Consider the following 13271-nt stretch of genomic DNA (forward strand, 5'->3'; position numbering starts at 1 on the left):
GCGCGGAGGTGGGGTCGGTCGACGTTGACCGGCAGGGCGGGAACCACCGGAGTTCCCGCCCGGTGAACCACCCGAGAACGCCCGAGGAGCAGAAGTGACCGAAGCGGCACGAGCCGCGGCCGCCGACCCGGCCGGCCTGCACATCGACAGCTCGGTCCCGCTGGACGTGAACGGGGTGCCGCACGGGCAGCCCGTCCTGGACCGGCTGATCGCTCTGCTCGACCTGGAGCGGATCGAGGAGAACATCTTCCGCGGGGTCAGCCCCGCCGAGTCGCCGGTGCGGGTCTTCGGCGGCCAGGTCGCCGGTCAGGCGCTGGTCGCCGCCGGGCGCACGGTGCCCGAGGACCGGCCGGTGCACTCGCTGCACGCCTACTTCATCCGGCCCGGCGATCCGAGCGTGCCGATCGTCTACGAGGTGGACCGCACCCGGGACGGCCGGTCGTTCACCACCCGCCGGGTCGTGGCGGTGCAGCACGGCAAGCCGATCTTCTCGCTGTCCGCGTCGTTCCAGCTGGTCGAGGACGGCATCGACCACGCCGAGCAGATGCCCGACGTGCCCGACCCCGAGTCGCTCCCGACCTACGGGGAGCAGGTCGGCGGGCTGCTCGGGCAGATGGGCGGCACGCCGTACCAGCCGCGGCCCATCGACGTCCGCTACGTCACCGACCCGCCGTGGGTCCGCAAGGAGAACGGCGAGCGGGAAGCGCGCAGCCAGGTCTGGATGAAGGCCGACGGCGTGCTGCCGGACGACAAGCTGCTGCACGTGTGCATGGCGGCGTTCGCGTCCGACCTGACCCTGCTGGATTCGGTGCTGGTGCGGCACGGCGTGTACTGGATGCTGGACAAGGTGTCCGGGGCGAGCCTGGACCACGCCATGTGGTTCCACCGCCCGTTCCGCGCCGACGAGTGGCTGCTCTACGACTGCGCCTCGCCCAGCGCCTCCGGCGCCCGCGGGCTGGCCACCGGCCGGTTCTTCTCCCGCGACGGGCGCCTGGTCGCCACCGTCGTGCAGGAAGGCCTCCTCCGGGTCCTGGACTGATCCGATTCCGGATCGACGATGGGAACGGGACTTCTCGAATGTTCGGGAAGTCCCGTTCTTTTTGTCGTGCCGGGGTTCATCTCGTTGCGCGGTGACGTTTTCCGGGGCGGTTCGGTGTGGCGGTCTTTTCCCGTTCGTGCCGTTTTCTCTTCGATTGTTCCGGGTGGAGGACTGCGGGAATGGTGCGGAGGATTCCGGCCCTCTCGTGGGCGGGGGCTTCGCGCAGTGCGACGATCGTGATAGTTAATGCAACCGCTGCATCGATGATGTGCAGAATGACGCGAGTTGCGATCCAGACTGCAATAGGGGTCATCGGTAGTGCCGCCAGTGTGGGCAGGTGCACTGCGCCGTCTCCTCCGGGCTCGTCGTCGCACGATCCGTCCCGTCGTGCTCCGGGTCGAGCAAATCGCCGGATGCCCGGCAGGGGAAGGGCTGTGGACAGCCCCGGAACAAGCCGGACGATCACGGACGGATACGCTCGGTATTCGGACGATCTCGGACGGTTTCGAAAAATTCGGGGGGTGGGGTGCGGTCGGCGGAGAGGCGGGCTTCGGTGATCGGAGACTTCGTCGTCACAATGCGGGGACTCATCATCGAGGCCGGAGATCCGGGACTTCGGGAGATCGAGCGCAGGGCGGCGGCGCACGGGCGGACCTTGCCGCGCAGCACGCTCTCGGACGCGTTGGCCGGTAAACGCCTCCCCAAGCGGGAGGTGGTGGAGAGCTTGGTGCGGGCCTGCGGGAAGGGAGACGCCGACGTTGCGCGGTGGCTCGCGTACTGGGAGGCGGCCTCGAAGGAACTGCTGCCGGCCGAGTCCGGCGGGGTCGTCTCAGGCGGCGAGACCGTCGCACTGCTCGAACGGTACGTCTCGCCGGCCGGCGGGAATTCGATCACCCCGAACCGCTCCAGAGCGGAATCCGCTGGTGCGCGTGATCGGGTGGATCCGATCGCGTTGTTGCCGATCCTGAACGACGCCTCGTTGCCGGTGCGGCATCGAATTCGTGCCGGCACCAAGTTGATTTCGGTCGCAGGTGACAAGCGTGCCGATGTGGCAGCCGGGCTGCGCTTGTTGCTGCTCGACAGATCTGTCGGCGGGATGGATCTCGTATCGGCGGCGAGGGTGTTGTACTCCCTCGGGGCGGACTACTCGAAAGAGGCCTGCTCGGTATTCCGAACCGTCATGTCCGATCCTGCGTGCGACCTGTTCGTCCGTCTGATCGCGGCGGAGGAGCTCGTTTGTTGGGGAGATCATTTCCGCGGCGAGGGCGAAGCGTTCTTGTGGAAGGTCGCGCGCGATGACGGGGTCGGATGCTTGGACAGGATCTACGCGCTGAAGTTCATCCGGGCACGATCCGCGGGCTCTCCGGGTGAGGTCGAGGTGCTGCTGGCGGGGATTGAGATCGGGTTGGACGCGGGCGAGCATTCTCGGGAATTCGAGTTGATCGAGGACGTCCGCACGTTCCCTTGGTGATCGGGTGCCGAGGTTCGGCGGCCCCGCGCCGCCGGTGAAGACGATGAACACCGCGCCGATCGAGGTCGTCGTGCGGCCCGGCGAGCCGGCGGCGGCCGACCTGTTCCCTGCCCGGCGCGCCGGTGTGACGGGCGCGGCCCGGCCCCGGTCGGTCTGCGATCGGAGCCGGACCGCTCTCGGAGCGGGTTCCCGGCGCGAGGTGACCCGCCCGGCCCGAGATCAGGCGGCGAGCGCGGCCGCGATCGCGGTGGTGCCGCTGGTGAGGTCGAATCCGCGGCACCGGCTGGACGGCTCGTCGAGCACGGCCGCGGTGACGGCGGCGACGTCCGCCCGCGGGATGGTGCGCGGGATGCCCGGCGCGACGGTGAGCCGGTCCGCCAGCCGCACCAGTCCGGTGCCGGGATCGTCGGTGAGCCCGCCGGGGCGCACGATCGTCCAGGCCAGCCCGGATTCGGCCAGCGCCAGGTCGGAGGCCTGCTTGGCGCGCAGCACCCGGTGCAGGAACTCGGGGCCTTCGTCCGGGCGGTCCGCGAACAGCGAGGACACCTGCACGAACCGGTCGGCGCCCGCCTTCTCCGCGGCCTTGACGGCGTTGATCGCGCCGTCGCGGTCGACGGCTTCGGCCAGCCCGGGCTGCGGGTCGCTCGCGGCCGCCGCGTTGATCACGACGTCCGATCCGGACAGCGCGGCGGCCAGCGCCCCGGTGTCGGACCGGAGGTCGGCGACCACCGGTTCGGCGCCGCGGGCGCGCAGCTCGTCGGCGGCTTCGGGGCGGCGCAGGACGCCGCGCACCACCAGCCCGCGCGCGAGCAACTCCGCCACGATCAGCGAACCGGTCTTCCCGGTCGCACCGAGCACGGTCACCAGCATCGTCATCGGCTCCTTCGCGCCGGCCCGCCGGCCGGGTCGGATCGGGGGTCCAGCAGGGTCAGGTCGAGCTCGGGCGGGAACGGTCCGTAGGCGTTGGCGCGGGCACCGCGGCGGCGCACCGCGGGCAGCCGCAGCACGGCGCGCAGCAGCCGGTTCGGCCGGAAGTCCCCATCGCCGGCGAGCGCGGCCGCGACCCGCTGCTCGGTGCGCACCTGCTGGCGCTGCACCTGTTCGACGGCCGGTTCGCGGCGGCGCTGCACCTCGGCGAGCGCCGCTTCGCCGGGGGCTCCGGTGCGCCGGAACTCGGGGACGAGCACGGTGGTGGCGGCGACGGCGTCCTGGATCGCCATGAGGATTCCGTTGCCGCCGACCGGGGAGATCACGTGCGCGGCGTCGCCGATGAGCAGCAGCCCGGGCCGGTGCCAGCGGGACGCGCGGGAGATCTCCACCGACAGCAGGGTGATCTCGTCGAACCCGGTGAGCTTGCCGACCCGGTCGGCGAGCCAGGGCACCCGGGCGGTGAGGAAGTCCCGAATCGGACCGACCCCGGCCCGCTTCGCCGCCGGGTAGCCGCCCTTCGGGATCGTGTAGCCGACCTGCCAGCCGTGGTCCTGGCCGAGGGTGGAGACGTAGTGCCCCGGCCCGAAGTAGAGCTCGGCATCGGCGGCGGGCGGGTCCTGGTGGTGCCGGGGGAGCCGGAACCACAGGATGTCCGAGCCGCCGCCGAGCGGTTCCACGGGCAGGTCGGCGAGCCGCCGCAGCCGGGAGAACCGGCCGTCGGCGCCCACCACCAGGTCGGCGTCCAGCCGGTGCTCCCCCTCGTCGTCGCGGTAGCGGACGCCGGTGACCCGGCCGGACTCCTCGACGAGCCCGGTGACCTTGGAACCCAGCAGCAGCCGGAACCCGGGCAGCTCCGCGGCCCGCTCGGCGAGGAAGTCGAGGAACCGGGCCTGCGGCATCAGCGCCACGTAGGGGAAGGGGCCGCGCAGCCCGCCGTACTCGGCGGTGGTGACGACCCCGGAGCTGGTGTGGAAGCGGAAGGTCGTGGCGCGGTTGTGCTCCAGCCGCAGCAGGTCGTCGGCGAGCCCGAGCCGCTGCATGAGCTCCAGCGTGTACGGGTGCAGCGAGTCGCCGCGGAATTCGCGCCGGAAGTCCCGCTGCGACTCCAGCAGCGTCACCCGCACGCCCGCGCGGGCCAGCAGGTAGGCGAGCAGCATGCCGCCCGGCCCGCCGCCTGCGATCGCGCAGTGCGGCCGAGTGTCGTCCGGCATGGGGTTCACCTTCGTCCTCCGTTCGCCCGGTCCCGGAGCGGGATCGGGGTTCCCGGCACGTCTCGCCTCAAACTAATGTCGGTCGACGACTGTGTCAATTGTTGAGAGAATAGACCATTGGTATGATCCAGCTGCAGCGCATGTCGGGGGGAGGGCGAGCGGTGGAACCACCGATCGAGAGCCAGGTGCTGGAACTGCTGCACCGGCAGGGGGTCGAAGGCGAACGGATCTCGCAGGCCTTCGCGACCAGGCACGGCATGCACCCCACGGACGTGCGCGCCCTGGTCCTGATCATGGACGCGGACCAGCTCGGCACCCCCGCGACACCGCGCGCCCTCCGCCGCGAACTCGTGCTCACCTCCGGGGCGGTCACCGCGATCGTCGACCGGCTCGAAGCCAGGGGCCACGTGCAGCGCACCCGCGAGGGCACCGACCGCAGGCAGGTCCAGCTGCGCCCCACCGACTCGGCGCGCTCGCTCGCCGGGGAGTACTTCGGCGCGCTCGCCGGTCGCGGCCGCGCGGTGCTGGCCGAGTTCGACGCCGCCGAACTCGCCGTCGTGCACCGGTTCCTGCACCGGATGCAGCACGCGATGCGGGACTTCGCCGCCGAGGCCGCCTCCGGAGAACCCGCCGGTTCGGCCTGATGGTCGTTGACCCCGCCCGGGCGGTCGCCTAGGTTTCGCCTGGTGCGGGCGGGTGGGTCTTCGCCCGGACTCCCTCCCACTCCCGCCACGAGGGGGCGCGATGCGTCGCTGGGTTCCGGTTCTCGTGCTGATCCTCTTCGGCGTGCTCGCCGTCCCGCTGCTCTCCGCACCGCCGAGCGCCGCCCCCACCGGGCCCGACGCGCTGCGCGCCGACCTCGACCGGATCCTCGCCGACCCGCGGCTCGACGGCGCGCACGCCGGCGTCGTCGTGCGGGACCCGGACACCGACCAGGTGCTCTACAGCAGGCAACCCGCCGCCCGCGCCACCCCCGCCTCCACGGCGAAGCTGTTCACCGCCGCGGCCGCCCTCGACGAGCTGGGGCCGGAGCACCGCTTCCGCACCGAGGTGCGCGCCGCCGCACCGCAAGCCGGGCCGCTGCTGCTCGGCGACCTGTACCTGCGCGGCACCGGGGATCCGACCGTGCTGGCCGCCGACTACGACCGGCTGGCCGCCCAGGTCGCCGACCGCGGCGTGCGGGTCGTGCAGGGCGCGGTGCGCGCCGACGCGACCTGGTTCGACGACGTGCCGCTCGGCACCGGCTGGGCGTGGGACGACGAGCCCTACTACTACTCGGCGCCGGTGTCGGCGCTGACCGTCGCACCGGACGAGGACTACGACGCCGGAACCGTGCAGCTGCGGGTGGCCCCGACCGCGCCCGGCCTGCCGGTGCGGGTGGACCCGCAGCCCGCGACCGGCGCGATCCGGCTGGACGTGCGGGCCACCACCGGCGAGCCCGGCTCCGAATCGACGCTGGCGGTCACCCGCGAGCACGGCGGTGACCGCGTCGTGGTCTCCGGGTCGGTGCCCGCCGGGTCCGAACCCGCCGAGGAGTTCACCAGCGTCCCCGACCCGGCCGCGTACGCCGTCGACGTGTTCGTGCGGGCACTGCGCGCGCACGGCGTGCAGGTCGGCGGCACCGGTACCGGCGCCACCCCCGAAGGCGCGCGGGTGCTCGCCGCGCGCGACTCGATGCCGCTGCGCGACCTGCTGGTGCCGTTCCTCAAGCTCAGCAACAACGGGCACGCCGAAGTGCTGGTGAAGGAGATGGGCAGGCGCGCCCGCGGCACCGGCTCGTGGCCTGCGGGGCTCGACGTGCTCACCGGACGGCTCACCGAGCTCGGCGTCGATCCGGCGCGGCTGCGGCTGGTGGACGGGTCCGGGCTCTCCGCGATCGACGGCATCCCGCCCGACCAGCAGGCGCTGCTGCTCGACCAGGTGCGGAGCAGGCCGTGGTTCGCGGACTTCAAAGCGGCGCTGCCGCTCGCGGGCGCACCGGACCGCATGGTCGGCGGCACCCTGCGCAACCGGATGGCGGGCACTCCCGCCGAGCGGAAGGTGTCCGCGAAGACCGGATCGCTGTCCGGGGTGAGCTCGCTGGCCGGTTACGCGACCGCGGCGGACGGGCGCGAACTGGTGTTCTCCGTGTTGTTCAACGATTTCCTCGGCGACTCGCCGACCGATCTCGAGGACGCGATCGCGGTCCGGCTCGCGCAGTACCCGGGCCGTGCCGAACACGTCCCCGCGCTGCCCAGGAAGAACACCGCCGGAACGGGATCGGAATCGGGCGCGGAGTGTTCTTGGACGAAGTCCTGCTGACCCTGATCGCCATTGCCGGATTTGTGCCGAACACCGGGGAAAGGTCGTCTCTTCGCGTTGTCACCGGAAACGGGGGTTATCCCGATTCGGTCTCGGGAACCGGTCAGGGTGCGGCCCGGGTCATCCCGGGGTTGCCGTAGGGTCGTGGGAGCTAACGTGGCATCCGTTGGTCGACCATCCCGCCCGTACCGGTGAACTGGGGAGTTCCACGTGTCGTTCGTCAGCGAATTCCTGGCCATGGTCGCCGGGCTGCCGCGCCCGTTGCTGATCCTGGTCACGGGTGCCCTGGTGCTCGGCGAGTGCACGATCGGACTGGGCTTCCTGGTGCCGGGCGAGAGCGGTCTGCTGGTCGCTTCGGCCGCGGTGACCGATATCGGATTCTTCTTCGGCCTGTCACTGACAGTGGCCGCGTGCGCGGTGGTCGGTGACAACATCGGTTATTTCCTCGGACGCCGATACGGTGCGCGCGTCCGCGAAACGCGAATGGTCGCGAAGCTGGGCGTGCGGCATTGGGACCGGGCTTGCCGGATGTTGCGCAAGTACGGGATCGGCGCGGTGTTCGTCGCGCGTTTCCTGCCGGTGGTCCGCACGTTGGTGCCGGTCTCGGCGGGGACGAGCGGACTGGGCTATTGGCGTTTCCTGGCGACCTCGGTGGTGGGGGCCACCACGTGGTCGATGTTGCACGTGGGCATCGGCTGGGCGGCCGGGACCTCGGCGAAGTACATCGAGCACCTGCTGGGCCGCGCGAGCGGCATCGTGCTGGGAGTGCTGGTGCTGGTCGGCGTGGGCGTGTGGCTGTGGCGCCGCCGGTCCAAGAAGCTGAAGGCCGCCGCGGCGCAGCCCGCCGACGTCGCCGAAGAACCCGTCGACGCCGAGCGCGCCGCCTGACCCTCCCCGCGCAGCCGAGCGGTGGTCAGCGGCGGGCGTCGAGCCGGTAACGGCCGGGGGAGTGACCGCGGACCCGGCTGAAGGCCCTGCTGAAGGCGTGCACCGAGGTGTAGCCGACCGACCGCGCGATCGTCTCCAGGGTGTCGTCGCCGTCGCGCAGCCGCGCCGCCGCCAGGTCCATCCGCCACCGCGTGAGGTAGCCGCCGGGCGGTTCGCCCGCGGCGTGCAGGAACCGCCTGGTCAGCGTCGCGCGGGACACCGCGACTCGGGACGCGAGCAGGTCGGTGGTCCACGGTCGCGCGGGGTCCTCGTGCAGCGCGGTGATGGCGTCCCGCACCACGGGGTCGCAGAGCAGGCCGAGCCAGCTGCCCGCCGCTTCCGCCGGGGACGCCGCGATCCAGTCCCGCAGCAGCTGGATGAGCAGCACGTCGATGAGCCGGTCGAGCAGCACGCTGGAGGCCATCCCGGGTCGTTCGAGCTCCCGACCGAGCAGCCGCAGCACGTCGTCCAGCCCGCCGCCGCGTTCGGCGTGCACGTGGACGGCGGCGGGCAGCGCGGCGAGCACCTGAGTGGAAGCGGCGGTGTCCGAGCTGAACGTGGCGCACAGCAGGTGGGTCTGCGCGGCACCTCGCCCGATGTGCAGCGCGGCCCCGGCGTCCTGCGCGCGCTGGGCGTCGAGGCAGTCGTGGACGTCGATCACGGCGTCGGGTGCGCTGAGCAGGGTGTGCGCGGTGCTGTCGGCGAGCAGCAGGACGTCGCCGGGGACGAGCTGCCGCGGTTGCGCACCGGGCACGCCGACCCAGGCGGTGCCCGCGGTGGCCGCGTACAGGGCGGGGCCGTCGGGGCCCGCCCAGGACACGCCCCAGTCCTGTCCGGCGCTGATCCGCGCGGCCACGCTGCCGCGGACGCCGGTGCGGGCGAGTACGTCGGCGAGCAGGTCCATCCGCCCGAGATTACTCGGTCGAGCGAGCACCAGTGCAACGATCGGGCAATTTCGTGCGTTCTTCAGGCATCGTTCGGCTCACCCGCTGCGCCATACGCTCCTAGCAGGGCCGCCCGCCGGGCGGCGGTGCGGGAGGAGTGCACGATGACGCGGTTCAGCGACGAAGCCGACTTGGACCGGCGGATGGCCGGCGAGTACGGCGAGCAGACCGAGCAGGACCGCCTGGCCCTCGCCGAGTTCGGCAGCGCGGCCGAGATGAATCGCCGGGTGATCGCGGAGTTCCGCGAGCGCGGCGGCGTGGTCGGCGGCATGTTCGAGGGCCTCCCGCTGGTCCTGGTGCACCACGTGGGGGCCAAGTCCGGTGCGCCCCGGATCTCGCCGTTGGCGCCGCTGATCGAGGACGATCGGATCTTCGTCTTCGCCAGCAAGGGCGGCACCCCGGAGCACCCGGCCTGGTACCACAACCTGCTGGCGAACCCGCGGACGCGGGTGGAGCTGGGCGCCGAGGTGTTCGACGTCGAGGCGACGGTGCTGACCGGCGCGGAGCGCGACGAGGTGTACGCGCGGCAGGTCGCGGTGGCTCCCCAGTTCGGCGCGTACGAGCGCCGCACGGACCGGGTCATCCCGGTGGTGGAGCTGCGGCGCGTCCAGCATCAGCGCCGCTCGGCGGCCTCGGGCCTGCCGGTGCCCGCGAAGGCGGGACCTGCCAGGAACCACACCGCGGTGATGATGCCGAGCAGCGCGGGCACGCTCCAGTAGGGGTGGTGGGCGAGCTCGTCGAGGGAGCGCGGCACGGCGACCCCGCCGACGGCGGCGAGCACCAGCAGCACGACGCCCGCGATCAGGTCCGCGAGCAGCACCCGCAGCCATTCCCGCCACAGCGCCAGCACTTCGGCCCGCGAGCCCTTGGCCGGTTTCGCCGGTCGCGGGCCACCGGCGAACCGGTGGTGGAACCAGGCGTCGGCCCAAGCGATGGTGGCGCGGCCGAAGGCGACGGTGAACCCGAGGTACACCGCGGCGAACGCGTGCGCGCGGGACGGTGCGGCGCCGCCCGCGAGGTCCACGGCGACCAGCACCACGAGTACGACGTCGACAAGCGGCACCCCGCGCAGCAGCAGGGCGCCGAGCCGGGCTCGCCGGGCGAGGTAGCGGGCGGTGAGCCCGGCCGCGAGCAGCACCCAGAAGGCGAGCTCGGCGGCGACGATGGCGGTGACCACGTGCGTCCTCCTCCGGTCAGCGGGGTCTCGGCCCGAACAGGTGGGCTTCGAGCAGTTCGGCGGCCTGCGCGCGGTCGAGCAGGCCGGGTGCGGTGAGCAGTTCGAAGGCGAGGCCGTCCACGAGCGCGCCGAGCTCAGCGGCGGTCTGCTCCGGGTCGGTCCCGGCCGGCAGGTGACCGAGTTCGACGAGGCCGCGCACCAGGTGGTGCAGGAACTCCCGCACTTCGCGCGCCTGGTCGCCGACGATCTCCGCGAGCGCCGGGTCGTACCGGGAGCGGTGCACGAACTCCAGCCAGATGCCCAGTTCGCGGGCGGTGTCGTCGCGCAGCGGCAGGAGTTCGCCGAGCATCGCCAGCGCGCGGCGGCGCACGTCGGGTTCGGCTTCGGCCCGGCGCACGCGCTCGCCGACGCGGTCGGACAGCGAGCGCAGCGCGAAGGCGTGCAGTTCGGCCTGGGTGCCGAAGAAGTGGCGCACGGAGCCGGTGGCCAGCCCGGCTTCGGCGGCGACCTTGCGCACCGAGGCCTCGGCGAGCCCGCCGCGTTCGAGGGTCCGCCACACGGCGGCGACGATGTCGCGCCGCCGCGCCTCCTGATCGATCCGCCGCACCACGAGCTCAAAGTAACACAGCTGTGCTAGTAAGGTCGACGCAGGTGAGCGGCCTGTTCGGCCGGTGAACCTGCTCGCCGGGGGATCAGCTGCGGGTGGTGACCTGGCCGCCGCTGAGCTGGTGCACCGCGCGGCTCACCTCGCGCGGCCGCAACCCGGTGCCGGTGAGGGTGAGCGCCAGCCGGTCCGTGCCGCCGCACTCGCTCAGCGGGCCGCCCCACCCGTCCACGTCGATCACCACGTACGGCGACCCGGTGCGGTGCGTGCGCAACCGGACCTGCCGGACCGCCGACCACGGCGCCGAGTACGTCCCGGCCGCCGAGGCGTAGGTGACGCCCGCATCGGTCAACGCCACCTGCAGGTGGAACATGTCCCGGTTGATCCGCCGCCAGCGCAACTGCGCCTGCGCCACGTAGCAGCTGCACACGACCGCCACGACCGGCACCACCACCAGCCAGCGCGACGGCCCCGGCGTCCACGTCCACCACAGCACCGCGGCCCCGGCGCACACGATCCCGTTCGCGATCTGGGTGAGCACCACGAGCAGGCCGTCCCGTTGGATGCTGCGTTCTTGCTGCGCGCTCCGGCTGATCACCAGCACGCGGGAGGCCGGGTGCATGGCGACGATCTTCCCCCGGGCGGTCCACCCGGTGAACCCGGCGGAAGTACCAACTTCGCCCGCCGGAACGACGACGGCGGAGGCGCCCCGCATCGGGGCACCTCCGCCGTCGCGGAGCGGTCCGGGTCAGGCGCGCGCGGCGGGCTCCCGCTCACCGCTGTTGCGCCGCCGGGAGACCACGTAGCCGATGGCGAGCGCGATGACCAGCGGCGGCGTGATGTACAGCGCGATCCGGGTCTCGGAGTCGAACGCCAGCAGCACCACGACCATCGCCAGGAACGCCAGCACCACGTAGTTCGAGTACGGCGCCAACGGCATCCGGAACATGGTCGCCTCGATCTCGCCGCGCGCGATCCGGCGGCGGAACCCCAGGTGCGCGATCACGATCATGCCCCAGGTGAACAGGGCACCGACGGTGCTCGCGCTGGTGATGTAGGTGAACGCCTGCTCCGGCGCCACGTAGTTGAGCACCACGCCGATGAGCATCGAGCCGAAGGTGACCGCGATGGCCCGCGACGGCACCGCCCGCGAGGACAGCTTGCCGACGACGCGCGGCGCGTGCCCGTCCTCGGACAGGGTGCGCAGCATGCGGCCGGTGGAGAAGATGCCGCTGTTGCAGGAGGACAGCGCCGCGGTGGTCACCACGAAGTTGATGACCCCGGCGGCCGCCGGAATGCCGATCAGGGTGAAGGCCTGCACGAACGGGCTGGAGTCCGCGTTGAAGCTGGTCCACGGCACGAGCGCGGTCAGCGCGGCCAGCGCGCCCACGTAGAAGATCAGGATCCGCAGCATCACCGCGTTGATGGCCTTCGGCAGCACCGTCTTCGGGTTGGCGCTCTCGCTGGCGGTCTGGCCGACCATCTCGACGCCGATGAACGCGAACATGACGATCTGGAACGCCAGCAGCGCGGACACCGGGCTGGTGGGGAAGAAGCCGCCGTGCGACCAGATGTTGCTCACCGCGGCCGTGTCGCCCGCGTCGCTGAAGCCGAACACCAGGATGAGCGCGACCAGCACGATCATGCCGACGATGGCCACGACCTTGATCAGCGCGAACCAGAACTCGAACTCGCCGAACAGCTTCACCGCGATCAGGTTGACGCCGCTGAGCACGATGAGCGCGCCGAGCGCGGGGATCCACTGCGGCAGCTCCGGGAACCAGAACTGGAAGTACTTGCCCACGGCGGTGATCTCGGCCATGCCGGTCACGATCCACACCAGCCAGTAGCCCCAGCCGGTGGCGAACTTGGCCCAGGGACCGATGAACTCGCCCGCGTACTCGGCGAAGGAACCGCTGACCGGCCGGTACATCAGCAGTTCGCCGAGGGCCCGCATGACGAAGAAGATCATCACGCCGGCGATGGCGTAGATCAGCATCAGGCCGGGACCGACCTGGCTCAACGCCTTGCCGGACCCGAGGAACAGCCCGACACCGATCGCCCCGCCGATGGCGATCATGTTGATGTGCCGGTTGCTCAGGTCCTTGCGGTATTCCTCGGGGGCGGGTTCGCTCATCGCCGTGCTCCTGCGGAGGGAAGAAGGATTCATTCTTGTGGACCGGTACTGTGCCACGTTCGGTCCTGGTCTTCCTGGCAGGGGCCGGAATCGTGATCCATTCTTCCGGCGATGTCGATCTGCGAGCTTTGCCCGATGAGATCCGCCTGTGACCTGCCGTTACGGCCGAGATGAATCGTTTTTTGCTCCGACTGGTGGTACCGGGAACGGCGAACGCCGCATTCCCCGGAGGAAATGCGGCGTTCGCGTCGGCCCGTTCAATGCGGAGGAGATCTCCGCGAAACGATTCGCTTACAGATCGGCGTAGAGGGGGAACTTCTCAGCGAGCGCGCGGACCCGGTTGGCGAGCGCGGTCGTCGTCTCCTCGTCGATCGTCGGCTGGAGTGCTGTGGCGATGATGTCGGCGACTTCGGTGAATTCGGTGGTGGTGAAGCCGCGGGTGGCCAGGGCGGGGGTGCCGATGCGCAGGCCGCTGGTGGTCATGGGGGGTCGGGGGTCGTTCGGGACGGCGTTGCGGTTGACGGTGATGC

General features: G+C 71.7%; 14 protein-coding genes and 1 pseudogene. 6 read left to right on the plus strand and 9 right to left on the minus strand.

Annotation, left to right across the window (positions count from 1 at the left end; translation table 11 throughout):
- Positions 1 to 94 precede the first annotated feature (94 nt).
- On the plus strand, positions 95 to 1039 hold the full coding sequence (gene tesB, locus AC29IT_RS26445) for an acyl-CoA thioesterase II (protein ID WP_488220465.1): 945 nt from the start codon (positions 95 to 97) through the stop codon (positions 1037 to 1039).
- A gap of 76 nt (positions 1040 to 1115) precedes the next feature.
- Here tesB and AC29IT_RS26450 read toward each other — a convergent pair whose 3' ends face one another.
- Positions 1116 to 1382 (minus strand): hypothetical protein, encoded by a 267-nt coding sequence (locus tag AC29IT_RS26450; protein WP_358444897.1) that lies wholly within the window; start codon positions 1380 to 1382, stop codon positions 1116 to 1118.
- 210 nt (positions 1383 to 1592) lie between these two features.
- Between AC29IT_RS26450 and AC29IT_RS26455 the strand changes: the two genes are divergently transcribed.
- Positions 1593 to 2510, plus strand: a complete 918-nt coding sequence (locus AC29IT_RS26455) for a hypothetical protein (protein WP_358444899.1) — start codon at positions 1593 to 1595, stop codon at positions 2508 to 2510.
- Between the two features lie 219 nt (positions 2511 to 2729).
- Here AC29IT_RS26455 and AC29IT_RS26460 read toward each other — a convergent pair whose 3' ends face one another.
- Positions 2730 to 3386, minus strand: coding sequence for an SDR family oxidoreductase (locus AC29IT_RS26460; RefSeq protein WP_488220466.1), 657 nt, complete (start codon positions 3384 to 3386; stop codon positions 2730 to 2732).
- Positions 3383 to 4651, minus strand: a complete 1269-nt coding sequence (locus AC29IT_RS26465) for an FAD-dependent oxidoreductase (RefSeq protein ID WP_358444905.1) — start codon at positions 4649 to 4651, stop codon at positions 3383 to 3385. The genes AC29IT_RS26460 and AC29IT_RS26465 overlap by 4 nt, the downstream gene beginning before the upstream one ends.
- 161 nt (positions 4652 to 4812) lie before the next feature.
- Here AC29IT_RS26465 and AC29IT_RS26470 point away from each other — a divergent pair, with 161 nt between their 5' ends.
- From AC29IT_RS26470 to AC29IT_RS26480, 3 genes are all read left to right on the plus strand, one after another.
- Entirely contained in the window at positions 4813 to 5295 is a 483-nt protein-coding gene (locus AC29IT_RS26470; RefSeq protein ID WP_358444908.1) for a MarR family winged helix-turn-helix transcriptional regulator, read from the plus strand.
- A gap of 100 nt (positions 5296 to 5395) precedes the next feature.
- Positions 5396 to 6952 (plus strand): D-alanyl-D-alanine carboxypeptidase/D-alanyl-D-alanine endopeptidase, encoded by a 1557-nt coding sequence (gene dacB / locus AC29IT_RS26475; protein ID WP_488220467.1) that lies wholly within the window; start codon positions 5396 to 5398, stop codon positions 6950 to 6952.
- 237 nt (positions 6953 to 7189) lie between these two features.
- Positions 7190 to 7840, plus strand: coding sequence for a DedA family protein (locus tag AC29IT_RS26480; protein WP_358444913.1), 651 nt, complete (start codon positions 7190 to 7192; stop codon positions 7838 to 7840).
- 25 nt (positions 7841 to 7865) lie between these two features.
- On the opposite strand, the gene AC29IT_RS26485 is transcribed toward AC29IT_RS26480, so the two are convergent.
- Positions 7866 to 8783 (minus strand): AraC family transcriptional regulator, encoded by a 918-nt coding sequence (locus AC29IT_RS26485; protein ID WP_488220468.1) that lies wholly within the window; start codon positions 8781 to 8783, stop codon positions 7866 to 7868.
- 144 nt (positions 8784 to 8927) lie between these two features.
- Here AC29IT_RS26485 and AC29IT_RS26490 point away from each other — a divergent pair, with 144 nt between their 5' ends.
- Positions 8928 to 9542 carry a nitroreductase family deazaflavin-dependent oxidoreductase gene (locus AC29IT_RS26490; protein WP_358444918.1) on the plus strand — a complete coding sequence of 205 codons (615 nt, stop codon included), beginning with the start codon at positions 8928 to 8930 and terminating at the stop codon, positions 9540 to 9542.
- Here the strand turns inward: AC29IT_RS26490 and AC29IT_RS26495 are convergent.
- The 5 genes and pseudogenes from AC29IT_RS26495 to AC29IT_RS26515 all read right to left on the minus strand — a co-directional run.
- Complete coding sequence (locus AC29IT_RS26495; RefSeq protein ID WP_358444921.1) at positions 9437 to 10000, minus strand: hypothetical protein; 564 nt, start codon at positions 9998 to 10000, stop codon at positions 9437 to 9439. The genes AC29IT_RS26490 and AC29IT_RS26495 overlap by 106 nt on opposite strands.
- A 16-nt stretch (positions 10001 to 10016) precedes the next feature.
- Positions 10017 to 10610: a TetR/AcrR family transcriptional regulator gene (locus AC29IT_RS26500; protein WP_358444924.1), complete on the minus strand. Its 594-nt coding sequence runs from the start codon at positions 10608 to 10610 to the stop codon at positions 10017 to 10019.
- 82 nt (positions 10611 to 10692) lie between these two features.
- Positions 10693 to 11319 carry a PH domain-containing protein gene (locus tag AC29IT_RS26505; protein WP_488220469.1) on the minus strand — a complete coding sequence of 209 codons (627 nt, stop codon included), beginning with the start codon at positions 11317 to 11319 and terminating at the stop codon, positions 10693 to 10695.
- Between the two features lie 33 nt (positions 11320 to 11352).
- Positions 11353 to 12741, minus strand: coding sequence for an amino acid permease (locus tag AC29IT_RS26510; RefSeq protein WP_358444929.1), 1389 nt, complete (start codon positions 12739 to 12741; stop codon positions 11353 to 11355).
- 291 nt (positions 12742 to 13032) lie between these two features.
- Positions 13033 to 13271, minus strand: a pseudogene (locus AC29IT_RS26515) (serine hydroxymethyltransferase); the annotation flags it as partial.

This window comes from Saccharopolyspora sp. MMCC62 (assembly GCF_057736575.1).

Excerpts from the sequence above, each read along its gene's own strand:
- AC29IT_RS26510 (WP_358444929.1), bottom strand. The coding sequence starts at position 12,741 with ATGAGCGAACCCGCCCCCGAGGAATACCGCAAGGACCTGAGCAACCGG.
- AC29IT_RS26460 (WP_488220466.1), bottom strand. The coding sequence starts at position 3,386 with ATGACGATGCTGGTGACCGTGCTCGGTGCGACCGGGAAGACCGGTTCG.
- AC29IT_RS26465 (WP_358444905.1), bottom strand. The coding sequence starts at position 4,651 with ATGCCGGACGACACTCGGCCGCACTGCGCGATCGCAGGCGGCGGGCCG.
- AC29IT_RS26480 (WP_358444913.1), top strand. The coding sequence starts at position 7,190 with ATGGTCGCCGGGCTGCCGCGCCCGTTGCTGATCCTGGTCACGGGTGCC.
- AC29IT_RS26505 (WP_488220469.1), bottom strand. The coding sequence starts at position 11,319 with ATGCGGGGCGCCTCCGCCGTCGTCGTTCCGGCGGGCGAAGTTGGTACT.
- AC29IT_RS26485 (WP_488220468.1), bottom strand. The coding sequence starts at position 8,783 with ATGGACCTGCTCGCCGACGTACTCGCCCGCACCGGCGTCCGCGGCAGC.
- AC29IT_RS26490 (WP_358444918.1), top strand. The coding sequence starts at position 8,928 with ATGACGCGGTTCAGCGACGAAGCCGACTTGGACCGGCGGATGGCCGGC.
- dacB (WP_488220467.1), top strand. The coding sequence starts at position 5,396 with ATGCGTCGCTGGGTTCCGGTTCTCGTGCTGATCCTCTTCGGCGTGCTC.